The organism is Leisingera thetidis, assembly GCF_025857195.1.
Lineage (GTDB): Bacteria > Pseudomonadota > Alphaproteobacteria > Rhodobacterales > Rhodobacteraceae > Leisingera > Leisingera thetidis.
The window spans coordinates 4,022,904-4,045,232 of the sequence record NZ_CP109787.1; the positions used below are offsets into that span (position 1 = coordinate 4,022,904).

The window sequence follows — 22,329 nt, forward strand, 5'->3', positions numbered from 1 at the left end:
TGCCGGGGCCTTCACGGCTCCGGCATCGGCGGATATTTGTCAGCTTATTGTTCAGGAACAAGAATTTCCCGCTTGCCCACATGGTTGGCCGCCGAGACGACCCCCTCGTCCTCCATTTGCTCCACCAGCCGGGCGGCCTTGTTGTAGCCGATTGCCAGCTTACGCTGGATGTAGGAAGTGGAGCACTTGCGGTCCTTGACCACAATGGCAACCGCCGTGTCGTACAAGGCATCCTCGGTATCGGTATTGCCGCCGGTGTTCAGGCCCAGAACCGCGTCGATATTGTCGGCCTTGTCGTCGTCCGGGCCGTCAAGCACGCTGCCGACGTAGTCCGGCGGGCCGAACTGCTTGAGGTGGTTCACCACCTCCTCGACCTCTTCATCCGAGCAGAACGGACCGTGGCAGCGGGTAATTTTGGCGCCGCCCGCCATGTAGAGCATGTCACCCATGCCCAAGAGCTGCTCGGCGCCCATCTCGCCCAGGATGGTGCGGCTGTCGACCTTGGAGGTCACCTGGAAGGAAATCCGGGTCGGGAAGTTCGCCTTGATGGTGCCGGTGATCACGTCGACCGAGGGGCGCTGGGTGGCCATGATCAGGTGGATTCCGCTCGCCCGCGCCATCTGCGCCAGGCGCTGGATGCAGGCCTCGATCTCCTTGCCCGCAACCATCATCAGGTCGGCCATCTCGTCGACGATCACAACGATATAGGGCAGCGCCTTGGGTTCGAACTCTTCGGTCTCAAACACCGGCTCGCCGGTGTCGTCGTCAAACCCGGTCTGCACCGTGCGCGAGAACATCTCGCCCTTGGCAAGCGCCTCTTTCACGCGGCCGTTGAAGCCCGCGATGTTGCGCACGCCCATCTTGGACATCTTGCGGTAGCGGTCTTCCATCTCGCCCACCACCCATTTCAGGGCCACAACCGCCTTTTTCGGGTCGGTGACAACCGGCGAGAGCAGATGCGGAATGCCGTCATAAACGGAGAGTTCCAGCATCTTGGGGTCGATCATGATCAGGCGGCATTCGTCCGGCGTCAGCTTGTAGAGCAGCGATAGGATCATGGTGTTGATCGCAACCGACTTGCCGGAGCCGGTGGTGCCGGCGATCAGCAGGTGGGGCATCTTGGCCAGGTTTGCCACCATGGAATCGCCGCCGATATCCTTGCCCAGCGCAAGCGGCAGCGCGTGGTTGCCGTCACCGAAGTCTCGGGACGACAGGATCTCGCGCAGAACCACCTTTTCGCGCTTCTCGTTCGGCAGCTCGATGCCGATCACGGTGCGGCCCGGCACGGTCGAGACCCGCGCCGACAGTGCCGACATCGAACGGGCGATATCATCGGCCAGGCCGATCACACGGGAGGCCTTGAGGCCCGGTGCCGGTTCCAGTTCGTACATGGTCACGACGGGGCCGGGGCGGACCGAGACGATCTCTCCCTTGACGCCATAGTCATCCAGCACGGTTTCCAGCATTCGGGCATTTTCTTCCAGCGCCTCATCGCTCAGGTGGTGGCGCTCAATGCCCGTTGGATTGGTCAGAAGGCTCAGCGGCGGCAATTCGAAATCGCTGCCGCTGTCGTCAAAGGCCAGATTGGGCTGGGCTTCCGCCTTGGCACGTGCCGAAGGCTGCACCGTCTTGCGGACCGTTTTTTCGACAACGGCCTTGCGCGGCTCGGCTACAGGCAGATCAACGGTCAGGCGCGGCCCTGGCGACGGGCGCATCTCTGGTTCATCAGCAACCTGAACCGATGCGTCAACAGTCTCGGGCAGGGCTTCGGACGGCACGTTGTCCGGGTCAATCGCACTGTGATCAGGAGCGAAAGTTTCAGCCGCAGGATCTTCCCGCAGGTCTGCAACCGGCGCTTCGCGGCCATAGGTGTCTTCCGCGGATCCCTGCCAGGACAATGGCGGCTCTTCCGGCATCGGCGGTACTGGTGCCAGCGCGGCTGTCAGCGGCGGTTCGGGAGGCAGCCCGTTCTGACCGGCAGAAGGATTGAAGATCAGCGGCGCCGGGCGCTGGCCGCGGCCCTTGGTGAGCGGAAAATTCGGATCCTGTTCCGGCGGCACTTCGGCGGCCCGGCGGACCCGTACGGCATTGGCGATCTTCTGGGAAATCCGGTCTTCACCGGCATCGCCGTCTGCTGGAATTTCCGCATCATCCGCGTATTGGGTCCGGGCCGCGTAAACGTCTTCCGGCTCTGGTGCAGATGCGGCACGGCGGATCAGCCCGGGCACACGCGACAGCAGGCCGCCTTTTGCGGGCGTTTCCGGGTCTTCCGCGACAGTGCCCGTTGCAAAAGCGTTATAAGCGTCCTCGGGATAATCCTCGAACATCTCGGGCTCTTCTTCAGCGCTGTCATAAGCGGCATCGCCAGCCCGCGCTGCCCGTGCCTGACGATAGGTCATGGCTGCCTGCAGGCCGCTTGACGCCCCGCGGCCCAGCAGCGCGGCAACTGCGCCATAACCGAGGATCAGCCCTATTATGACCTTGTGCAGGCCTTTCTTCACTTCGGGCCAGGTAAAGCCCAGCACCGTGCAGCCAAGTGCCAGCATGCCGGCCGCGCTCAGCAGCGACATGATCTTGACCATGAAATGCAGGCCGACCGGCAGCAGTGCCAGCAGTGCCCCGAGGAAGGTGTAGCCCACCATGCCGCCAAGACCGAAGTCATAGTTCTGCTGCCAGGCGGAGCTGGCGTTGAGAGTTTCCATGTGGAGCGCCACAACCAGAAGCCACGGCACCGACAACAGCAGCGGCCAGACCACCCGGTCCTCGCCCCGGTGCAGCACGAACCGCAGGCCCCAGGCTGACAGGAACAGCGGCAGCGCCCAGCTGGCCTTGCCGAACAGGGTGATCAGAATGAAGGAAACCGATGCGCCGGGGCGGCCCATCCAGTTCTGCACCGGCGCGTCGGTCGACACGGTCCAGTTCGGATCCTCGGGCGTGTAGGAGCCAAGCATGGCAGCAACCATCAGCCCCAATAGGATCAGGGCAATCCCGATCAGCTCCTTGCCGCGCTTTTCAATGGCCGCCTGCATGTTGCTGTCGAGCAGCGGATCGCGGCTGCGGGTTTGAAATGCCATGCCTACCTCAGTTCCGTTTCATATGGTACACGCCCCGCTGTTATCCGCAGGGTCACGCGCCTGTCCGTTTTTTGGTCTTGGCTGCACGGCGCCCAGCCAGGCGCCGTGCAGCAAAATTCAGTAAAGACACGCGCGCAGAGTCGTCAACGCCTTGCGGGTGTCCTCGGCGGGGGCGACAAGCGCCACCCGGATGTAGCACTCGCCCGGGTTCTGCCCAGGTGCGCCCTGCGCCAGATAGGCACCGGGCAGCACCCGCACGCCGGTCTCCTGCCAAAGCTTCAGGGCGGCCTGCTCGCCATTGTCCACCGGAAGCCACAGGAAGAAGCCCGCTTCGGGCGCCATGTAGCCGTTGAGGCCGTCAAAGACCTCGTCAGCGATCGTGTATTTTTCCTGGTACAGCGCACGGTTCTCCGCCACATGCGCCTCATCGGCCCAAACCTTGGCGGCGGCGGCCTGCAGCGGTCCCGGCAGCGGCGCACCGGAATAGGCCCGCAGCTGTTTCACCCGGCGGATGGTCTCCGCCCCGCCCGCAATCAGGCCGGAGCGCAGGCCGGGCAGGTTCGACCTCTTCGACAGTGAGTTGAACAGCACCACCCGCTCGGGGTCGGCGCCCAGTTCCTGCGCAACTGTCAACGCGCCGACTGGCGCCGTGCCGCGGTAGATCTCGGAATAACATTCATCCGCGAAGATGCGGAAATCGTATTTCTCGGCCAGCTGGATCAGCCGGGTCCAGTAGTCACGCGAAGCCACCGCGCCCTGCGGGTTGGCTGGCGAGCAGATATAGGCCACAGCAGTGCGGTTCAGGACGTCTTCGGGCAGGTTTTCATAGTCCGGCAGATGCCCTGTGGCGGCGGTTGCCGGCACGAACACAGGCTCCGCCCCGACCGAGATCGTGGCCACCATGTAGACCTGGTAGAAGGGATTGGGGATCAGCACCACGGGTTTCTGCCCGTTCTTCTGCTCCGGACACAGCGCCATGGCAGCGTTGTACAGCCCCTCCCGGGTGCCATTCAGCGCCATGATCTGCGTCTCCGGATCCGCTGTCACGCCATAGCGGCGGCTGATCCAGTCCGCGATGGCACCGAGCAGGTCCGGCGTGCCGTCATTGTTCGGGTACTGGTTAAACCCGGCAGCGTTTTCAGCGATGACATCCGCGACCCAGGCCGGAAACGCATGTTTCGGCTCGCCAATGGTCATATGCACCACATCCCCGCCGGGAGAGTGATGGTCCAACAGCGCCCGCAGGCGCGGGAAAGCATAGGCTGGCAGGTTCGAAAACCGCTCAGGAAAATCCATATCTTGTGCCTCGGTCACGGGATCATTGGCGCCCCGTTTGCGCCTCAGGTTACAGGGGGCGGGCGGACGCGTCCACCCGGTGATGCGGCCCATGGGCCAGATGTGGCTTTCAGGCCAAGGCGGCCTCGATCGCGGCGCCGGTGCGCAGCAGGGCCTCTTCGCAGCCCGGCTGCCCCAGCACCTGCAGCCCGCAGCTGGGCGTGCCGGTCGGCAGCGACAGCGCGCAGAGACCCATCAGGTTGCCGATCCGCGTATTCCGCAATGCCAGCAGATTTGACTGCACGTAATAGTCATGGTCGCTTTGCAGCCGTTCCAGATCCGGCGGCAGGATCGGCGACACCGGGCTGAGCACCGCGTCAAACCCCGCCACAGTCTGATCCCAGGCCATCCGGCACTGCTCCAGCTTGCCCCAGGCAGCGACGTAATCCGCGCCGCTGAACTGTGCACCGGAGCGGAAGCGCTCTAGAATTTCAGGGTACATCAGCTGCGGCGCGGCCTCGATCACGTCTTTCCAAAGACCATAAGCCTCGGTCGTGTAAAGAATCGGGCTGAGGCCCATGGCCTCCTCAAGTTCAGGCACCTCCAGCGGCACGATCTCCGCGCCGGCCTGCCTGAGCCGGTCCAGGGTTTCACGATGGGCCGCTGAAACCCTCGGCTCCAGATCGTTCTGCGCCACTGTCTGCAAGTCGGCAAAACGGCGTCCTTTGAGGAACGCCGGATTGCGCAGATCGGGTCCGGCCCGGCCTTCCAGAACGCCCAGCAGCAAACCGGCATCCTCGACTGAACGGGCCAGCGGACCGATGGTGTCGAATTTCAGGCACAGCGGCACCACGCCTTCCAGCGTGATCCGGCCCGAGGTGGTCTTGAGCCCCACCAGATCATTCCAGGCTGACGGGATGCGGACAGAACCGCCGGTATCCGATCCGATGCCCGCCGCCGCCAGACCATAAGCCACAGAGGCCGCGGCTCCGGAGGAAGAGCCGCCAGGCGCTGCGCCCTGGCCGTTCACACAAGGCGGTGTTTCCTTGACCGGATTGAAGCCGAGGCCGGAAAAAGCCAGCTCGCTCATATGGGTCTTGCCCAGGCAGACGGTACCCATGAGAGAGGCAGTGTACAGCACGGCTGCATCCTGTTCCGGCACCCGCCCCTTGAGCAGGTCCGAACCGGATTCGGTTGCCGTGCCGGCACTGTCGAACAGGTCCTTCCAGCTGACCGGCACACCATCCAGAAGCGAGCGGCGAAGGCCCAGTTCCGCGCGCTGCCAGGCGGCCTCTGCCTCGGCCAAGGCGCGGTCATGCGTCACCTGCGTGTAGATCCGGTCCTTCAAAGGGTGCGAGTCGATGGCCTCCAGGTAGCAGCGGGTCAGCTCCACAGGGCTGATTTCACCCGCCTCAATCCCGCGCCCCAGGTCGGCGGCGGTCATCGTCAGCCAGTCTTGCATAAGCCTTCTCTCCATAAGCAGTCGCCGGTGACGGTAGCGGCAGCAGGACGCAGGCACAATGCCGCGCTTCCTGCATGGACAATCCCTCCGGCAAGCGCATATTGCGGGGCATGAAAAACGCGTCCGATATCCTGATCGTGGGCGGCGGGCTGAATGGCCCCGCGCTGGCCCTGGCCCTGGCGCAGACCGGCCACAGCGTCACCGTGATCGACTCGCTCACCCCTGGCACATTTGCCGATGACGCCTTTGACGGCCGCGGCTATGCGCTGGCGCTGGCGTCTCAGCGGCTGCTGCAACAGACCGGCGTCTGGCAGCATGTCGGGGACAACGCCCAGGCAATGCTGGAGATCAAGGTGACCGACGGCCACGCAGGTCAAGGCCCCTCACCGTTCTTCATCCATTTCGATCATGCCGAGCTGGAAGAAGGCCCGATGGGCTATATGATCGAGGACCGCTTTCTGCGCCGTGCCTTCCTGCAGGCGATGCAGGACGCGCCGGGCATCACCCTGGTGTCCGGCCGCACCGTGGTGGCGCAGTCTCCGGACCAGACCGGTGTGACCGTCACCCTGGACGATGGCGGAGAGCTGCGGGGCCAGATTCTGGTCGGCTCAGACGGGCGCCGCAGCGGCACAGCCCTGCGGGCCGGGATCAAGCGCACCGGCTGGGACTATGGCCAGACTGCGCTGGTCTGCGCCATCGACCATGAGAAACCGCATCACGGTATCGCGCACCAGTTCTTTATGCCGCCCGGACCGCTGGCAATCCTGCCGCTGCCCGGAAACCGCTCTTCCATCGTGTGGAGCGAGCGGACAGAGACAGCCAAAGCCATCCACGCGCTGGATGACGCAGAGTATATTCAGGCGCTGCGGCCGCGGTTCGGAGATTACCTCGGGGCGATTTCCCTGGCCGGCAAGCGGTTCACCTACCCGTTGAACCTGACTATCGCCAACAGCTTCATCGGTGACCGGATGGCGCTGGTCGGTGATGCGGCACATGGCATGCACCCCATCGCCGGCCAAGGGCTGAATGCCGGCCTGCGCGATGTCGGCGCGCTGGCCGAGGTGATAACGGAAGCCACCCGCCGCGGGGAAGATATCGGCTCACCACTGGTGCTGGAACGCTACCAGCAATGGCGCCGTTTCGACACGGCGTCGCTGGCGGCGGCAACTGATGTGTTCAACCGGCTGTTTTCCAACGACAACCCGCTGCTGCGGCTGGGCCGTGACATCGGCATGGGGCTGGCTGGTGCCGTTCCTGGCCTGCGCCGCAATTTCGTGCGCGAAGCGGCGGGTTTGACCGGCGACCTGCCACGCCTGCTGAAAGGCCAGCCAATCTGAAGCAGGCGCGTTGACTTCTATGCTGCCGCCCGTGCTCCCGCCTGACGCGGAACATCCGGCAGTTTGATTGGCAGCTGCAGATGCGTGCCACGGAACACTCTTTCCTGCATTCCCGGAACATGGCGGTGCAATCCTGCCGCACCGCGCGTCTGCGCGGCGCCGGGCCCAAGTCTTGCGCGGCGGCCGCTGGAGGCGGCACACCTGAAAGCGCGGGAGCATTCCGGCCCCGGCTGCCAGCAACTGCCTGCGTTATAGCCGGGATCAATCCAGCGCGCGGGCCTCATCCACCAGCATCACGGGAATTCCATTGCGGATCGGGAAGGCAAGATTGGCGGCGCGGGAAATCAGTTCCTGCGCCTCGGCATCATATTCCAGCACCGTCTGGGTCAGCGGGCAAACCAGCGCTTCCAGCATCCGCCGCTCAAAGGCAGGCGCCTGTGGTTCGGTCATTGCAGGGTTTCCTCGTGAGAGCCGCCGCGCAGGGCGAATTCGATCAAAGTGACAAGCGTTTCCCGCCTTGTGGCAAGGCAGGGTGCCTCAAGCAAGGCCTGTTTGTCCTCAGGGTCAAATTCCAGCAGCATCGCCAGAGAATTGATCAGCAGTTCGTCATCCGCATCCTTCAGAGCTTCCCAATCGGTCGACAGGCTCCGGGCAGAAAAGAAGCGTTCCAGCAAATCCAGGAAGGACGGACGGTCCAGGGTTTCATCCGCCTCCGAACGGCCAAGGTCCCTGTCAAACCCCGTCCAGCTGACATCGCAGCGGCGGTAAGGCGTAAAGCCGCTGGCCTCGCGGGTAATGCGGAACCGGGAGATGCCCGAAAGCGTCACCAGATATCTTCCATCTTCGGTCTCAGAAAACTGCGTGACCCGCCCGGCGCACCCAATGCTGTGCAGATCCTCCCCCGTCCCCTGCGGTCCCGGGAAAGGCTGCACCATGCCGATAAGCCGCTGCCGTGTTTTCAGCGTGTCTTCCAGCATCTGCAGGTATCGCGGCTCGAAGATGTGCAGCGGCAGGCGCGACCGGGGCAGCAATAGCGCCCCGGGCAAGGGAAACACGGCAATCGTGTCCGGCAGATCAGCAGGCTGGATCATGGGACAGAGTGTAGTGCTGCCCCGGTCTTAGGCAAATATCATCGAGCTCAGCTTGCGGCGCCCGTTCAGGACCACCGGGTCATTGGGCTTGAGCGCGTCGAAAATGGTGAACAGCTGCGTCTTGGCGGCCCCATCGTTCCACTCGCGGTCGCGGCGGAACAGCTCCAGCAGTTCGGCCACGGCAGCCTCGGTCTCACCAGCCGCATGCAGCGCCTGCGCCAGATCGAACCGGGCCTGGAGGTCATCCGGGCTGGCGTCCACCGCCGCACGCAACTCAGCCACCGGCCCGGCATTTTCCGCTTGGCGCGCCAATGCAATCTGCGCGAATGCAGCTTCGATTTCCGCGGCACCGGCAATCTCTGCCGGCGCGCCATTCAGAACGGCTTCTGCCTGGTCCAGGTCGCCCAGCGCGATATGCGCACGCGCCAGCCCGCCGTATGCGGCAGCACTCCTGTCATCCTCGCCCAGGATCGCGGCAAAGGTCTGGGCGGCATCTGCCACTGCACCTTCAGTCAGCATCTGTTCCGCCGCTTCGAGCGCGTCACCAAGGCCGCCGTCTGCGGACCCGCCCGCGGCCTCGATCACCTTCTTGACGAAGGCATCGATTTCCGATGCCGGCAGCGCGCCCTGGAACATGTCGATGGGCCGGCCTTGGACAAAGGCAACAACCGTCGGGATAGATTGCAGCGGCAGCCCCTGCTGAACCAGAGCCTGGGCCAGGCGCTGGTTTTCATCCACGTTGATCTTGGCCATGGTGGCAGCGCCCTTGGCCTTGGTGATTGCTGCCTCCAGCATCGGGCCCAGGGTTTTGCACGGGCCGCACCAGGGCGCCCAGAAATCGACGATCACCGGCACCTGCATCGACGCCTCCACGACGTCCTGCATAAAGGTGGCTTCGGTCACGTCTTTGATCAGATCGCCTGCCGGGGCAGCACTGCCAAGAATTTCGGTCATCAGTTTGTTCTCCGCTTGGAACTTGCTCCCTATATGGAATCCTGCGCGCCGGAAACCAAGAGAGGAGTTTGCCGATCAGCCGCCGCCGCCCGCCCCTGGAAGCACCCGCCCCCTCGCGGCGTGCCCGCACTGCGCGCCAGCGCAGTGCCTTGCCCAACTGAGAAGGGACATCCAGCGGATGTTCCGGATCAGGCGGGAGCGCGCCGCCTGCGGTTACAGATCGAAGGTTGCAAAAACCGGTGCGTGGTCGCTGGGTTTTTCCCAGCCGCGGGCCGCGCGCAGGATCCGGCTGGAATGACCCGCATTCGCAATGTCCGGTGTCGCCCAGACATGGTCCAGCCGCCGCCCCTTGTCTGCCGCATCCCAGTCGCGCGCGCGGTAGGACCACCAGCTGTAAAGCTTCCCGTCCGGAATGTCCCGCCGGGTGATGTCGGTCCAGCCGCCTGCCTCCTGGGTCTGCGCCAGATGCTCCACCTCAACCGGCGTGTGGCTCACCACCTTCAGCAGTTTCTTGTGATCCCAGACATCCTCTTCCCGCGGCGCAATATTGAGATCGCCCACAAGGATGGATCTCTCCGGCTTCTCCGCATGGAACCAGTCACGCATCTCCGTGAGGTAGTCCAGCTTCTGTCCGAATTTCACATTCTGTTCGCGGTCCGGCACATCGCCGCCCGCAGGCACATAGAAATTGTGGATCACCACCCCGTTTTCCAGCCGCCCGGCCACATGGCGGGCATGGCCAAGGCCGGCGAAGTCCTTGTCGCCCGCATCCTCTATCGGCAGCCGCGACAGGATCGCCACCCCGTTATAGCCCTTTTGTCCGCGCGCAATCATATGCGGGTAGCCTAACGCCGCGATCCCCTCCATCGGGATCTTCTCGACCGGGCTCTTGCATTCCTGCAGGCAGAGCACATCCGGCCCTTCCTCCTGCAAGAGCTTTTGCACAATCGGCTCGCGCAGGCGGACCGAGTTGATATTCCAGGTGGCAAGGGTAAATGGCATCGCGCGCCTCATCGTGAAATCCGGGTTCCGGCGCGATACTGCCTGCACGGGCCGGGAAGGGCCAGAGGTGAATCGCGCAGCGGCATCTGCCCGGCCAGACAAAAAGAGGCCGGGCAAATTACCCGGCCAAGTCCAACAGGGAAGTGCATATCATGACCCGGATATACGCGGGATAGGATCGTTCTGAAGAAGAACTGCAGGCTCTTCTTTGATCTGGCTCAACACCAATGGCATCAAGCGACCAGACGATACCCGCCCGATTCCGTCACCAGCAGGCGCGCATTCGACGGATCGGGCTCAATTTTCTGCCGCAACCGGTAAATGTGAGTTTCCAGCGTATGGGTGGTGACACCCGCATTATACCCCCAGACCTCGTGCAGCAGCACATCGCGCGGCACCACCCCGTCGCTGGAACGGTACAGGTACTTAAGGATATTGGTCTCCTTCTCGGTCAGCCGGATCTTGCGTTCATCCTCGGTGATCAGCAGCTTCATCGACGGCTTGAAAGTGTATGGCCCCAGCGCAAAAACCGCGTCCTCAGATTGTTCGTGCTGCCGCAACTGCGCGCGGATCCGGGCCAGCAGAACCGGAAACTTGAACGGCTTGGAGACATAGTCATTGGCGCCGGCATCCAGCCCGAGGATGGTGTCGGCATCACTGTCATGGCCGGTCAGCATCAGGATCGGCGCCTTCACGCCCTGCTTGCGCATCAGGCGGCACAACTCGCGGCCATCTGTGTCCGGAAGGCCCACATCCAGAATGATCAGATCATAAAGGGCCTCCTTGGCGCGCTCCATCGCACTCTGACCGTTCTCCGCCTCGAAAACATCGAAGTCTTCGGTCATCACCAGCTGCTCGCTCAACGCCTCGCGCAGGTCGTCGTCGTCATCAACCAGCAGAATTTTCTTCAGTTGCGCCATCGGCTCGCCCTCCTGTTCACATGATCACAAATGCGCATCCCTTGCGCCCGCGGCAAGATTTGCTGCAAATGCCTCACGCCGTCGTGTCTATCGCATGGAAAATATTTCACATCCGTTGCATTTAGGCGTAAAGACAGCGAGCCTTTGTTACACAATAACACCGGATGCCCCGTATGAGCCTGATGCCCACGATGATCGAACTGCTGGCCCGCGCCCGGGTCGATCTGCGCATGGGGCTGCCCGTGGTTCTGACCGGCGGTGGCGATGCCGCGCTGGCGATTGCCGTGGAATCACTTTCGGATACCCGCCTGGCAGACATGCGGGCGCTGGGAAATTTATCGCTGGCCCTGACCGCCCGCCGCGCAGAGACACTGAAGGCTCGGGTCTATGACGAAGACATCGCCCGTGTCGCGGTTCCCGAATCCGAAGGGCTTGAGTGGATCCAGGCGCTGGCGGATCCGGCAGATGATCTGAACACGCCGATGAAGGGCCCGCTGTCCAGCCTGCGAGGCGGCAGCGCGGACTTGCACCGGCTGGCAATTGCGCTGGTGAAATCTGCCCGTCTGCTGCCGGCCGCCGCCCTTGTCCCTCTCGGCGGCGCGGCCGGATTTGCCGCGACTCACGCCCTCACTTCCGTTTCACGAGAAGCAGCCGAACCGCTGCTCAGCGAAAGCTCCCCCCTTCATCCGGTCGCCGCGGCCCGGCTGCCGATGGACGCTGCCGAAGCCGGGCGGCTTCATATCTTCCGCCCGGAAGATGGCGCGGAGGAGCATTACGCAGTGGAAATCGGCCGCCCCGACCGCACCAAACCGGTTCTGGCGCGGCTGCACTCCGCCTGTTTCACCGGTGACGTTCTGGGGTCGCTCAAATGCGACTGCGGCCCGCAGCTGCGCGGCGCGCTGGCGCAGATGGGTTCGGAAGGCGCGGGCGTGCTGCTGTACCTCAATCAGGAGGGCCGCGGCATCGGCCTCGCCAATAAGATGCGGGCCTATTCGCTGCAGGACCAAGGATTCGATACGGTGGAAGCCAATCACCGGCTGGGATTCGAAGATGACGAGCGCGACTTCCGCCTCGGCGCAGCTATCCTGCAAAAGATGGGCTTTTCCCAAGTGCGGCTGCTGACCAATAACCCGAACAAAATCGCGATGATGGAGAAGACTGGCGTGCATGTGACGGAACGGGTGGCGCTGAAAGTGGGGGAAAACGCTCATAACCAGCATTACCTGGCCACCAAGGCCCGCAAGTCAGGCCACATGCTGTGACATCGCCTGCCGATTTGGTTCTCACCCCGCGCGGTGTCCGCTTCCTGGGGCGGCGGCTGCCCTGCACGATCGGCAAAGGCGGGCTGTCCGCGGGCAAGCGCGAAGGCGACGGCGCAACGCCCATTGGCGTGCATCGCGTTGCAGGCATGCTGTACCGCCCGGACCGCCTGCCGCGGCCTGTGCCCTGGGCTGAACCGATCGGCCCCGGGGACTTATGGTCGGATGACGCAAGCGATGAAAGATACAATACCCATGTACGCGCGCCTTATGCTTTCAGCCATGAAAAGCTGCGCCGCGCCGATCCCCTCTATGATCTGGTCCTGATCACTGACTGGAACTGGCCGGAATCCGTTCCCGGCCATGGATCAGCCATATTTATCCACCAATGGCGGCGCCCCGGATTCCCGACCGAGGGCTGCATCGCCTTTTCCAGAGTAGATCTCCGCTGGCTGGCTGCCCGGGTTCAGCCAGGCACACGGATCGTCATTCCGCCGCTGGCTGGCGGCTGACGCCGCCAAGACCGGCGGAAATTCCGGGCAGTGTTATTCCTGCCCCTTTGCGGTTCAGTAGGTGCGGGCACCAAAGATGGCGGAACCGACCCGGACATGGGTGGCGCCCAGCGCTATGGCTTTTTCGAAATCACTGCTCATCCCCATCGACAGCCCCTGCAGCCCGTTGCGCTCGGCGATCTTGGCCAGCAGTGCGAAATGCAGGCTTGCTTCCTCGTTCACCGGAGGGATGCACATCAGCCCGCGGACCGGCAGATCCAGCCTGCGGCATTCGGCTATGAAACCATCAGCCTCTGCCGGCATCACGCCCGCCTTCTGCTCTTCCTCGCCGGTGTTCACCTGAACAAACAGTTCAGGACAATTGCCCCGTTCCTGCGCAATCCGGGCCAGCGTATTGGCCAGCTTGGGCCGGTCCACGGAATGAATGCTGTCAAACAGATCCATCGCCTGGCGTGCCTTGTTGGTCTGCAGCGGGCCAATCAGATGCAGGTCTATGCCGTCAAACTGCCCGGCAAAGCCCGGCCATTTGCCGGCTGCCTCCTGCACCTTGTTCTCGCCGAAACAGCGGTGGCCGTCCTGCAGCACCGCCTCGACCCGTTCGTTCGGCTGCACCTTGGACACCGCAATCAGCTGCACGCTGCCCGGCGCACGGCCCGCCTTGTGTTCAGCCTTGGCAATCCTGGATTTTATCTCTTCAAGCGGCATGGGTCCGGCCTCATTGCTGTTTGGCCGCAAAAAACACTGTTTGCCCGCAAATGTTAAGAGCCAAAAGAAAAGGGCGGGCTCCCGAAAGAACCCGCCCCGAAGTCACGCTAGGCGTGCTTCAGCTTAGAAGCTGAAGTACAGGCCTGCCTGAACGGTGGTGAAGTCGGTGGACGATTCAACCGCACCTGCTTCGAACGACACGCCGCCGCCCAGATCGTAGGAGTAGTTGATGCCGAAGGCGGTGCCGTCGGTGCCGCCAACGCCGGTGCCTGCCGGGTTGTCTTCGTCGCTCACGAAGGCAACCAGAGTGGAGGCTGCGCCCAGCTCAACGTTACCAGCCAGGGTGATCTTGTCGACGTCTTGTGCAACGCCGCCAACAGTCACTGCGTCCTGGTTGTTGCCGTATGCCAGACGAACACCGAACTGACCCAGGTCGCCTGCAACGGTGAAGATCAGCTTGTCTTCGGTTGCAACGTTGGAGTCCTGGTAGCCCAGAGCGGCGGTCCAGTCACCGAAGGTGTAGGCAACGTGCACAGCGGTGCGCTCGGTGCCGTTTGCGGAGGTGGCGGGGACAGCGCCGCCGTTTGCCTGCGAGTAGGACAGGTGGCCCGAGAAACCGCCAACGGAGTACAGAGCTTCGATGCCGTTACGGCCGGCTCCTGCGGAGGTGTAGGTGTCCCAGTCAAAGCCGTTGCCGGCAACGTTGGCCACCAGCGAGTTGAAGCCGGCGCCGTCGATGCCGATGCCAACCGAACGGGTTTCCAGGTAGAAGCCCGGCATGTTGTCGATTGCGCCCCAGATGTTGCCAACGTTCACACGCAGGCCGCCGTATGCGACGTGGAACTGTGCGCCGTTGAATACGCCGGTGCCGGGTGCGCCGTCACGGTTTTCGAACTGGGCACGGGCACGTGCGCCAACGGTCACGCCGCCATCGGTTTCAGTCGTCGCGTCGAAGGTGAAGCGCAGACGGCTGGTGATGTTGGTCGACGAAGTGTTGTCCAGCGCAGCGGTGTCGTTGGCTTCGTTGTAGTCCAGACCGAAACGGCCATAGCCGGAGATGTTGACTTCGGCCGCGGCCATGCCTGCGGTGGCGATCAGCGCGGTAGTCGCGAAGAGAACCTTTTTCATGTTTTTCCCTCGGTTTTCTATTCCTCAGCCCAAACCGGGGAATCCGGCGTGGGTATGCCAAGGGGTTTCGCTCTTTCGCCCCCGTTTTGGCAAGTCTTCGGAAAGTCAGGTGAAACGATGCGGGCCGGGATGGTGCAGCTTTGCCACAGTCTGCCTGTCCCAGCCCAGGCAGGCAGCCGAAGAACCCGCGTGGGGACGCCCGCACCGGGGAACCAACGGCCTGCCGGTTCCGAGGCGGACGCTGCAACGGGCAAAGCTCTTGCTCCGCCGATGCCGCTTGCGTTAGGTGTTCGCGCAGAAAATTGGCTCCGGGAGCGGTTATGAACAGAACAAAGACCCTGCAGGCAACTTTGGCCGTTGCACTATGTCTCAGCCTTGCCGCATGCGGCGGTAACAAGGACCGCAGCCAGGACGGCACTCTGCTGGGCAAAGACCGCCGGGCGGTCGACGAAGTCGCCGCGCAAAGCAACCCGTCTTCGATCTGGGATGTGTTCCGCGGCAAGCCTGATCAGAATGTGCAAGTGAACCGCTACCTTTGGGCTGCCAGCCTGGATGTGCTGAACTTTCTGCCCGTGCAATCGGTCGACCCTTTCACTGGCGTCATCGTGACCGGCTACGGCACGCCGCCGGGCGGCGGCCGGTCCTACCGGGCAACCGTTCACATCAAGGATCCGGCACTGGATGCACGCTCGCTGAACCTGTCGCTGCAGTCGAAGGGCGGCCCGGTCAGCGCCAGCACCACCCGCGCGGTCGAGGATGCGATTCTCTCCCGTGCGCGGCAGCTGCGGATCGCGGATAAGAAACTCTGAACCGCTCCCCTCTGGAAACGCCTGCCAAACCCCATTATCAGAAGCGCCGGGCCACCTGCCCGGCGTTTTCATGCAAAGGACCGCTCTGATGCCGCGTTACATAGCTCCTGAAATCGAAGCACGATGGCAGAAAGCCTGGAACGAGGCCGGAATTTTCCAGGCCAAGCGTACCGGCGGCAAGCCCAAGTATTACGTGCTGGAGATGTTCCCCTACCCGTCGGGCAAGCTGCACATGGGCCACGTGCGCAACTACACGATGGGCGACGTGATCGCTCGCTACAAGCTGTCCACCGGCCATAACGTGCTGCATCCGATGGGTTTTGACGCCTTCGGCATGCCGGCCGAAAACGCCGCCATGGCCTCGGGCGGGCATCCGAAGGACTGGACCTACTCGAACATCGACACGATGGTCGAGCAGATGAAACCGCTGGGCCTGTCGCTGGACTGGAGCCGGATGTTCGCCACCTGCGACCCGGAATATTACGGCCAGCAACAGGCGCTGTTCCTGGACTTCCTGGAAAAGGGTCTGGTCTACCGCAAGAACGCGGTGGTGAACTGGGACCCCATCGACATGACCGTTCTGGCCAATGAGCAGGTCGAAAACGGCCGCGGCTGGCGCTCCGGCGCGCTGGTGGAACGGCGCGAGCTCACGCAATGGTTCTTCAAGATCTCCGATTTCTCCGAAGAGCTGCTGTCGGCACTGGACAATCTGGAAAACTGGCCCGCCAAGGTGCGGCTGATGCAGGAAAACTGGATCGGCAAGTCGCGCGGCCTGCAATTCTCCTTCGAGCGCACCGACGACGGTGAGCCGATCGAGGTCTACACCACCCGTCCCGACACGCTGATGGGTGCGTCTTTTGTCGGCATTTCGCCCGATCACCCGATCGCCAAGCAGCTTGAGGCGGAATCGGAAGAGGTTGCTGCTTTTGTTGCCGAATGCCGCAAGGGCGGCACCACCGAGGAAGCCATCGAGACCGCCGAAAAGCTGGGCTATGACACCGGCATCCGGGTGAAGCACCCGCTGAACCCCGACTGGGAGCTGCCGGTCTGGATCGCCAACTTCATCCTGATGGACTACGGCACCGGCGCAATCTTTGCCTGCCCGGCGCATGACCAGCGCGACCTCGATTTCTGCCGCAAATACGATCTGCCGGTCACCAACGCCTTCTTTGCGCTGGGGGATGACGCGCCGGTCACCACGGAGGCCCTGGTACCGCCGAAAACCGAGAAGGTGCGCTGGGTCAACCATTTTGCCGGGCTGACCGAGGCCACCGGCGAGGAAGCGATCAACGCCACCGTCGATTTCGCCGAAAAGGCCGACTGGGGCCAGGGCGTCACCAAATACCGCCTGCGCGACTGGGGGCTGAGCCGCCAGCGCTATTGGGGCTGCCCGATTCCGGTGGTGCATTGCGACGCCTGCGGCGTTGTGCCGGAGAAGAAAGAAAACCTGCCGATTGCCCTGCCCTATGACGAGGGCGGCAAGCCGATCGACTTCTCGGTGCCCGGCAACCCGCTGGACCGCCACCCGGACTGGCGCGACTGCGCCTGCCCGTCCTGCGGCAAGCCGGCAAAGCGTGAAACCGACACCATGGACACGTTCGTCGATTCCAGCTGGTACTTCGCCCGCTTCACGGCCCCGCGCGCCGAAACCCCGACCGACATGGCCGAAGCCGAATACTGGATGAACGTCGACCAATACATCGGCGGCATCGAGCACGCGATTCTGCACCTGCTCTATTCGCGCTTCTTTGCCCGCGCGATGCAGATTTGCGGGCACCTTCCGGAGAAATCCATCGAGCCATTCGATGCGCTGTTCACCCAGGGCATGGTGACCCACGCGATCTACAAGACCACCGGCGGCAATCACCGCCCGGTCTACCACTATCCCGAGGAAGTGGAGCTGCGCGACGGCAAGGGCTTCCTCAAGGACGGCACCGAGGTGGAAGTCATCCCTTCCGCCAAGATGTCCAAGTCCAAGAACAACGTGGTGGACCCGCTGCACATCATCTCGTCGTTTGGCGCCGATACCGCGCGCTGGTTCGTGCTGTCCGATTCGCCGCCCGAGCGCGACGTGGAGTGGACCGCGGCCGGCGCCGAAGCCGCCTTCAAGCACCTGAACCGGGTCTGGAACCTGTGCGACCGCATTGGAGAAATGGACCCGGAGGCTGCTGGCGAAGGCGATGAGGAGCTGCTGCGCGAGATGCACAAATGCATCCGTGACGTGACGCTGGGGGTCGATTCCTTCGGCTTCAACGCCGCGATTGCCAAACTTTATGCCTTCACCAACACGCTCGCCAAGTCCAAGGCCGGCGCCAAGGTTCAGAAACAGGCGATCATGACCCTGGCGCAGCTGATGGCGCCGATGACCCCGCACCTGGCCGAGGACATTTGGAACCATCAGGGCGGCGAAGGCCTGGTGGCGACCGCCCCCTGGCCGGTTGCCGATGAAGCGATGCTGGTCGAGAACACGATCACCCTGCCGATCCAGATCAACGGCAAACGCCGCGGCGAGCTCGAAGTCGCCAAGGACCTGGACAAGGCAGAGGTTGAAAAACTCGCCCTCGCGCATGAAGCTGTGCAGAAGGCGCTGAATGGCAGCGCTCCGAAAAAGGTGATCGTGGTTCCGGGCCGGATTGTGAATGTCGTTGCTTAACCGCCGCACCCTGCTTTTGGCCCTGCCCCTGCTGGCAGCGGCCTGCGGTTTTACCCCGGTGTACGCCCCTGGCGGCACCGGGTCCGCTCTCTATGGGCAGATCGAGGTTCAGGCGCCGGAGGAGATCCAGGGGGCCAGCGGCACCGACGCCTATTTCCTGGTGCAGAATCTCGAACAGCGGCTGGGCCGCGGCGGCAGCGCAGCATACAAACTGGACCTGACGCTCAGCACCCGGGAAGAGGGCCAGGCGATCACCGCAGGCAATGAGATCACCCGCTATTCTGTGATTGGCACCGTCGGCTACTCCTTAACGAGATTGTCAGACGGCAATATCGCCTCAAGCGGCACCGTGCGGAACTTCACTGGCTACTCCGCCACCGGCTCCACGGTGGAAACTCTGGCAGGCGAGCGAGACGCGCATGAGCGGCTGATGGTGATCCTGGCCGACCAGATCACTGCGCAGATCCTGGCAACTGCGGATCTCTCCGCGCCAGAGGAATGAAACTCTCCCCGCGCGAGGCGGATGGATATTTTGCCAAGCCCGATCCGGGAAAGACTGGCATTTTGATCTATGGTGCCGATGCGATGCGTGTGTCGCTGAAGCGTCAGCAGGTCCTGGCCGCCCTGCTGGGCCCCGGCGCTGAAGAGGAGATGCGCCTCAGCCGCCTGCCCGGCAGCGATCTGCGCAAGGATCCCGCACAGCTGCTGGACGCCGTGAAGGCAGTGGGCTTTTTTCCCGGTGTCCGGGCGGTCTTTGTCGAAGGCGCCAATGACACCGCCACCCCGGCCATCACGGCAGCGCTGGAAGAATGGCAGCCGGGCGATGCTCAGATCGTTGTCACGGCCGGCCAGCTCAAGGCCTCTTCCAAACTGCGCAAGGCGTTTGAGAGCCACAGCAACGCTTATGCCGTTGGCATCTACGACGACCCGCCCTCGCGCGCTGAGATCGAAAGGATCCTGGGCGAGGCGGGCATCCGCGACGTGCCGGGCGACAGCATGTCGGCGCTCACGGACATTGCCAATGACATCGGGCCCGGTGATTTCTCCCGCATGATCGAGAAGCTGGCATTGTATAAGCACGGCGACAGCGCCCCCTTGACGCTGGAAGACATTGGCGCCGTTGCCCCGCAATCGACCGAGGCCGCGCTGGATGACGTGCTGAATGTGGTGGCCGAGGGACGCAGCCCGGAAATCGGCCCGCTGATCCGCCGCCTGCAGGCGCAAGGCACCAACGCAGTCACGCTCTGCATTGGCGCCACCCGGCATTTCCGCACCCTTTACACCATCGCCTCTGCCCCCGGCGGCCCGGCCCAGGGCATCGGCCAGCTGCGCCCGCCGCTTTACGGCAAGCGCCGCGACCGGATGCTGCGGCAAGCGCAGAACTGGGGCGCAAACCGGCTGGAAACTGCGCTGACGATCATCACCGATACCGATCTGCAGCTGCGCTCTGCCGGGCAGACTGCGCCGGCTCTGGCACTGATGGAGCGCGCGTTGATCCGCCTTGCGATGCTGGGCCGGGCCCGCTGAGACTGCAACACACCGTCCGGCTTGATCCTCTCCGCTGCGCCGCCCATCTTAAGAAGGCACAACAGGAGAGAGACGATGTATACCGTCACCGGCATCCCGCTCACCCGCACCTTCCGGGTGCTTTGGGCGCTTGAAGAGCTTGGCGAAGCTTACGAGCTCAATCAGCACGGCCCCCGCAGCCCGGAAGTCCAGGCGCTGAACGTCTCGGGCAAGGTGCCGGTGCTGCAGGCGGAGGGCGAGGTCATCACCGATTCGACCGCCATCCTTACCTATCTGGCTGACAAGCACGGTGCGCTGACCGCGCCTGCCGGCACAGTGGCCCGCGCCAAACAGGACGCAATCACCCATCTGTTGCTGGACGAGGTCGATGCCGTCTTGTGGGCCGCCGCCCGCCACAGCTTCATCCTGCCCGAAGACCAGCGGGTACCGGAGGTGAAGGGCAGCCTGAAATGGGAGTTTGCCCACAATCTGGCACGGCTCGAAGGCAAGATGGCCGGCCCCTTCCTGATGGGGGACGGCTTCACGATCGCCGATATCATCTGCACCCACTGCCTGAACTGGGCCCTCAGCGCCAAGTTCCCGGTCGAGGGCGAAAAGCTGCTGGATTACGGCAAGCGGATGCGGCAGCGCGAAGCTTATCAGCGGGTTGCAGCACTGGCCAAGTAATCCGCGGCCGCCCGTCCCGCCCAGCGCCCGGTTGCCAGGCAGGCGGTCAGCAGGTACCCGCCCGTCGGCGCTTCCCAATCCAGCATTTCCCCGGCACAGAAGGTGCCGGGGAGTTGGGTCAGCATCAGATTTCCGTCCAGCGCGTCCCGGCGCACGCCGCCAGCAGTAGAGATTGCCTCATCCATCGGGCGCAGACCTGCGTGCTGCACCGGCAGTGCCTTGACCAGCCGCGCCAGAGCCTGCGCCTCCTGCGGCAGCGGGCGCCCGAATTCCTGCAGAACAGCCGTCCGCGCGGGCCCCAGCTTCAGCGCCTTGCGCAGATGGTTGGAAAAGCTCGCCTTGCCGCGCGGGCGGGACAGGCGCTGGGTGATGTCCGCCGCCGCCAGATCAGGCAGCAGATCCAAATGCAGCGCCGCACCTTCCCGCACCGCCGCACAGATGGAATAGATGCCACCGCCTTCCAGCCCGCGCTGCGAAATCACCGCCTCTCCGCGCGAGGAAAGGGTTCCGGCGTGCAGCGCAATGCCTTTCAGCGGCTGGCCGAACTGCGGCACCATGTGATCGGACCATTCCACCAGCAGCCCCGCATTCGCCGGTTTGAACGGCGCAGTCTCCACAGCTTTTCCCGACAGCAAGGGCTGCCAGGCACCATCAGAGCCCAGCCGTGCCCAGCTTGCCCCGCCCAGCGCCAGCACGACGGTCGTGGCTGCAACCCGCTGCACCCCTCCCGGCGTTTCAAAAATAAGTGCTGCGCCCTCCCAGCCGGCCCAGCGCCAGCGGGTGCGGAACTGAGCGCCGTGTCCATCCAGCCGCGCCAGCCAGGCGCGCAGCAGTGGAGAGGCCTTCATCGCGGCGGGGAATACCCGGCCCGTCGAGCCGGTGAACAGCTCGCTCCCCAGGTTCCGCGCCCAGTCCTGCACAGCCTGTGCATCGAAGGCCTGAATCATCGGCTTCAGCCAGTCCGCCGCCTCGCCAAAATGTGTGATCAGTGTTTCAACGGGTTCATCCTTGGTCAGGTTCAGCCCAGACTTGCCGGCCATCAGGAACTTGCGCGCGACCGATGGCTTGGCCTCGGCGATCAGAACACGGTGCCCTGCCCGGCCGAGTTCTTCTGCGGCCATCAGCCCGGCAGGCCCGGCCCCGATCACCACTGCGTCCCAAGTTTCCATCATGCCATCTCCCTGCCAACACCCGCTGCCGACGTTTCAACTCATCGCACGAAACCGCAACAGGCCCGCACATGTCCGATCCGGTCTGCCCACATTGCGGCCGCCCCGTTCCCGAGGGCGCTGCGCAAAGCCTGCACCATCTGATCCCAAAACCGAAAGGAGGCAAGGGCGGGTCGGCTGTGTGGCGGCATGGCATCTACCACTGCGTATAGAGATAGCTGCGTTCTTCTTTCCCCAGACGCGTTGAAAGTCTAACAAAAACAAACGGCTAATTGTGTTTCTGAAACGACTGCCGGACTTCGCCGCCCTGCGTCGGGCGGTATCTGAAGGGATTTCGATACCGGCGCTAGGCCCTGCCCTATGGCCCGCCGTTCGTTCAAACCCAAGATCGAAGGTCATTTTTGCAACTGATCCCGCGCGCCGACGGCACCGGAGCGAAGCGGGCAACATCCGGATCGTGGCAGAGCAATTTTCAGGCCACTGCACGATGGCAGCGGAAGTCGCGGGGATGCGTGTGAAGATCGCGAGTGCTAGGGCGACCCGATCAAACAGCTTTGGCGCAATGGTGCCGGCATTCCGCCTTGCACTTAGCGGCTGTCAACGGGGGTGCTTCGGGGTGACGCATTCAGCGGCTGTCACAATCCGTTCCGCCAAGTCCGCGAGCTGGGGCCCGCCATCAGCGCATGCCGCGCCAGCAACATTCCGAATGCGAAGGACAGTATCAATTGGCTCTAGAGCGATGTCAGTTTTCCAGCTGCTGACCAGCCGGCATCCAGCCATGTGATG

General features: G+C 63.5%; 19 protein-coding genes and 1 pseudogene. 9 read left to right on the forward strand and 11 right to left on the reverse strand.

The window, feature by feature from the left end; genetic code table 11:
• Positions 1–44 precede the first annotated feature (44 nt).
• From OKQ63_RS19355 to OKQ63_RS19365, 3 genes are all read right to left on the reverse strand, one after another.
• Entirely contained in the window at positions 45–3,074 is a 3,030-nt protein-coding gene (locus tag OKQ63_RS19355) for a DNA translocase FtsK (protein WP_264211647.1), read from the reverse strand.
• A gap of 117 nt (positions 3,075–3,191) precedes the next feature.
• Positions 3,192–4,370, reverse strand: coding sequence for an aminotransferase class I/II-fold pyridoxal phosphate-dependent enzyme (locus tag OKQ63_RS19360; RefSeq protein WP_264211648.1), 1,179 nt, complete (start codon positions 4,368–4,370; stop codon positions 3,192–3,194).
• Positions 4,371–4,479: 109 nt separating this feature from the next.
• On the reverse strand, positions 4,480–5,811 hold the full coding sequence (locus OKQ63_RS19365; RefSeq protein ID WP_264211649.1) for an amidase: 1,332 nt from the start codon (positions 5,809–5,811) through the stop codon (positions 4,480–4,482).
• 110 nt (positions 5,812–5,921) lie between these two features.
• Between OKQ63_RS19365 and OKQ63_RS19370 the strand changes: the two genes are divergently transcribed.
• Positions 5,922–7,148 (forward strand): FAD-dependent monooxygenase, encoded by a 1,227-nt coding sequence (locus tag OKQ63_RS19370; protein WP_264211650.1) that lies wholly within the window; start codon positions 5,922–5,924, stop codon positions 7,146–7,148.
• Between the two features lie 261 nt (positions 7,149–7,409).
• On the opposite strand, the gene OKQ63_RS19375 is transcribed toward OKQ63_RS19370, so the two are convergent.
• From OKQ63_RS19375 to OKQ63_RS19395, 5 genes are all read right to left on the reverse strand, one after another.
• Complete coding sequence (locus tag OKQ63_RS19375; RefSeq protein WP_264211651.1) at positions 7,410–7,598, reverse strand: Trm112 family protein; 189 nt, start codon at positions 7,596–7,598, stop codon at positions 7,410–7,412.
• The gene (locus tag OKQ63_RS19380) at positions 7,595–8,239 is read right to left on the reverse strand and encodes an LON peptidase substrate-binding domain-containing protein (RefSeq protein WP_264211652.1); all 645 of its coding nucleotides are present in this window, start codon (positions 8,237–8,239) and stop codon (positions 7,595–7,597) included. Before OKQ63_RS19380 ends, OKQ63_RS19375 begins: the two co-directional genes overlap by 4 nt.
• Positions 8,240–8,266: 27 nt before the next feature.
• Positions 8,267–9,193 carry a tetratricopeptide repeat protein gene (locus OKQ63_RS19385; RefSeq protein ID WP_264211653.1) on the reverse strand — a complete coding sequence of 309 codons (927 nt, stop codon included), beginning with the start codon at positions 9,191–9,193 and terminating at the stop codon, positions 8,267–8,269.
• Between the two features lie 213 nt (positions 9,194–9,406).
• Positions 9,407–10,195: an exodeoxyribonuclease III gene (locus tag OKQ63_RS19390; protein WP_264211654.1), complete on the reverse strand. Its 789-nt coding sequence runs from the start codon at positions 10,193–10,195 to the stop codon at positions 9,407–9,409.
• 233 nt (positions 10,196–10,428) lie between these two features.
• On the reverse strand, positions 10,429–11,115 hold the full coding sequence (locus OKQ63_RS19395; protein WP_264211655.1) for a response regulator transcription factor: 687 nt from the start codon (positions 11,113–11,115) through the stop codon (positions 10,429–10,431).
• A gap of 173 nt (positions 11,116–11,288) precedes the next feature.
• Here OKQ63_RS19395 and ribA point away from each other — a divergent pair, with 173 nt between their 5' ends.
• Together ribA and OKQ63_RS19405 are read left to right on the forward strand one after the other, a co-directional pair.
• Positions 11,289–12,377 carry a GTP cyclohydrolase II gene (gene ribA, locus OKQ63_RS19400; RefSeq protein ID WP_264211656.1) on the forward strand — a complete coding sequence of 363 codons (1,089 nt, stop codon included), beginning with the start codon at positions 11,289–11,291 and terminating at the stop codon, positions 12,375–12,377.
• The gene (locus OKQ63_RS19405; protein WP_264211657.1) at positions 12,374–12,886 is read left to right on the forward strand and encodes a L,D-transpeptidase family protein; all 513 of its coding nucleotides are present in this window, start codon (positions 12,374–12,376) and stop codon (positions 12,884–12,886) included. The genes ribA and OKQ63_RS19405 overlap by 4 nt, the downstream gene beginning before the upstream one ends.
• Before the next feature lie 54 nt (positions 12,887–12,940).
• Here OKQ63_RS19405 and OKQ63_RS19410 read toward each other — a convergent pair whose 3' ends face one another.
• Both OKQ63_RS19410 and OKQ63_RS19415 read right to left on the reverse strand, forming a co-directional pair.
• The gene (locus OKQ63_RS19410; protein WP_264211658.1) at positions 12,941–13,591 is read right to left on the reverse strand and encodes a YggS family pyridoxal phosphate-dependent enzyme; all 651 of its coding nucleotides are present in this window, start codon (positions 13,589–13,591) and stop codon (positions 12,941–12,943) included.
• A gap of 123 nt (positions 13,592–13,714) precedes the next feature.
• Positions 13,715–14,719, reverse strand: coding sequence for a porin (locus tag OKQ63_RS19415; RefSeq protein ID WP_264211659.1), 1,005 nt, complete (start codon positions 14,717–14,719; stop codon positions 13,715–13,717).
• Between the two features lie 320 nt (positions 14,720–15,039).
• Here OKQ63_RS19415 and OKQ63_RS19420 point away from each other — a divergent pair, with 320 nt between their 5' ends.
• The 5 genes from OKQ63_RS19420 to OKQ63_RS19440 all read left to right on the forward strand — a co-directional run bounded on the left by OKQ63_RS19420 (position 15,040) and on the right by OKQ63_RS19440 (position 20,374).
• Positions 15,040–15,528, forward strand: coding sequence for a DUF3576 domain-containing protein (locus tag OKQ63_RS19420; protein ID WP_264211660.1), 489 nt, complete (start codon positions 15,040–15,042; stop codon positions 15,526–15,528).
• 88 nt (positions 15,529–15,616) lie between these two features.
• Entirely contained in the window at positions 15,617–18,181 is a 2,565-nt protein-coding gene (gene leuS / locus OKQ63_RS19425; RefSeq protein ID WP_264211661.1) for a leucine--tRNA ligase, read from the forward strand.
• A complete protein-coding gene (gene lptE / locus OKQ63_RS19430) occupies positions 18,168–18,683 on the forward strand; it encodes an LPS assembly lipoprotein LptE (protein ID WP_264211662.1) in 516 nt (171 codons plus the stop codon). The genes leuS and lptE overlap by 14 nt, the downstream gene beginning before the upstream one ends.
• Positions 18,680–19,708, forward strand: coding sequence for a DNA polymerase III subunit delta (gene holA, locus OKQ63_RS19435; RefSeq protein ID WP_264211663.1), 1,029 nt, complete (start codon positions 18,680–18,682; stop codon positions 19,706–19,708). Before lptE ends, holA begins: the two co-directional genes overlap by 4 nt.
• A 75-nt stretch (positions 19,709–19,783) precedes the next feature.
• Positions 19,784–20,374 (forward strand): glutathione S-transferase family protein, encoded by a 591-nt coding sequence (locus OKQ63_RS19440; protein ID WP_264211664.1) that lies wholly within the window; start codon positions 19,784–19,786, stop codon positions 20,372–20,374.
• On the opposite strand, the gene OKQ63_RS19445 is transcribed toward OKQ63_RS19440, so the two are convergent.
• Positions 20,347–21,546, reverse strand: coding sequence for a TIGR03862 family flavoprotein (locus tag OKQ63_RS19445; RefSeq protein ID WP_264211665.1), 1,200 nt, complete (start codon positions 21,544–21,546; stop codon positions 20,347–20,349). The genes OKQ63_RS19440 and OKQ63_RS19445 overlap by 28 nt on opposite strands.
• Before the next feature lie 68 nt (positions 21,547–21,614).
• Here OKQ63_RS19445 and OKQ63_RS19450 point away from each other — a divergent pair.
• Positions 21,615–21,746: pseudogene (locus OKQ63_RS19450) on the forward strand (HNH endonuclease); the annotation flags it as partial.
• Positions 21,747–22,329 lie beyond the last annotated feature (583 nt).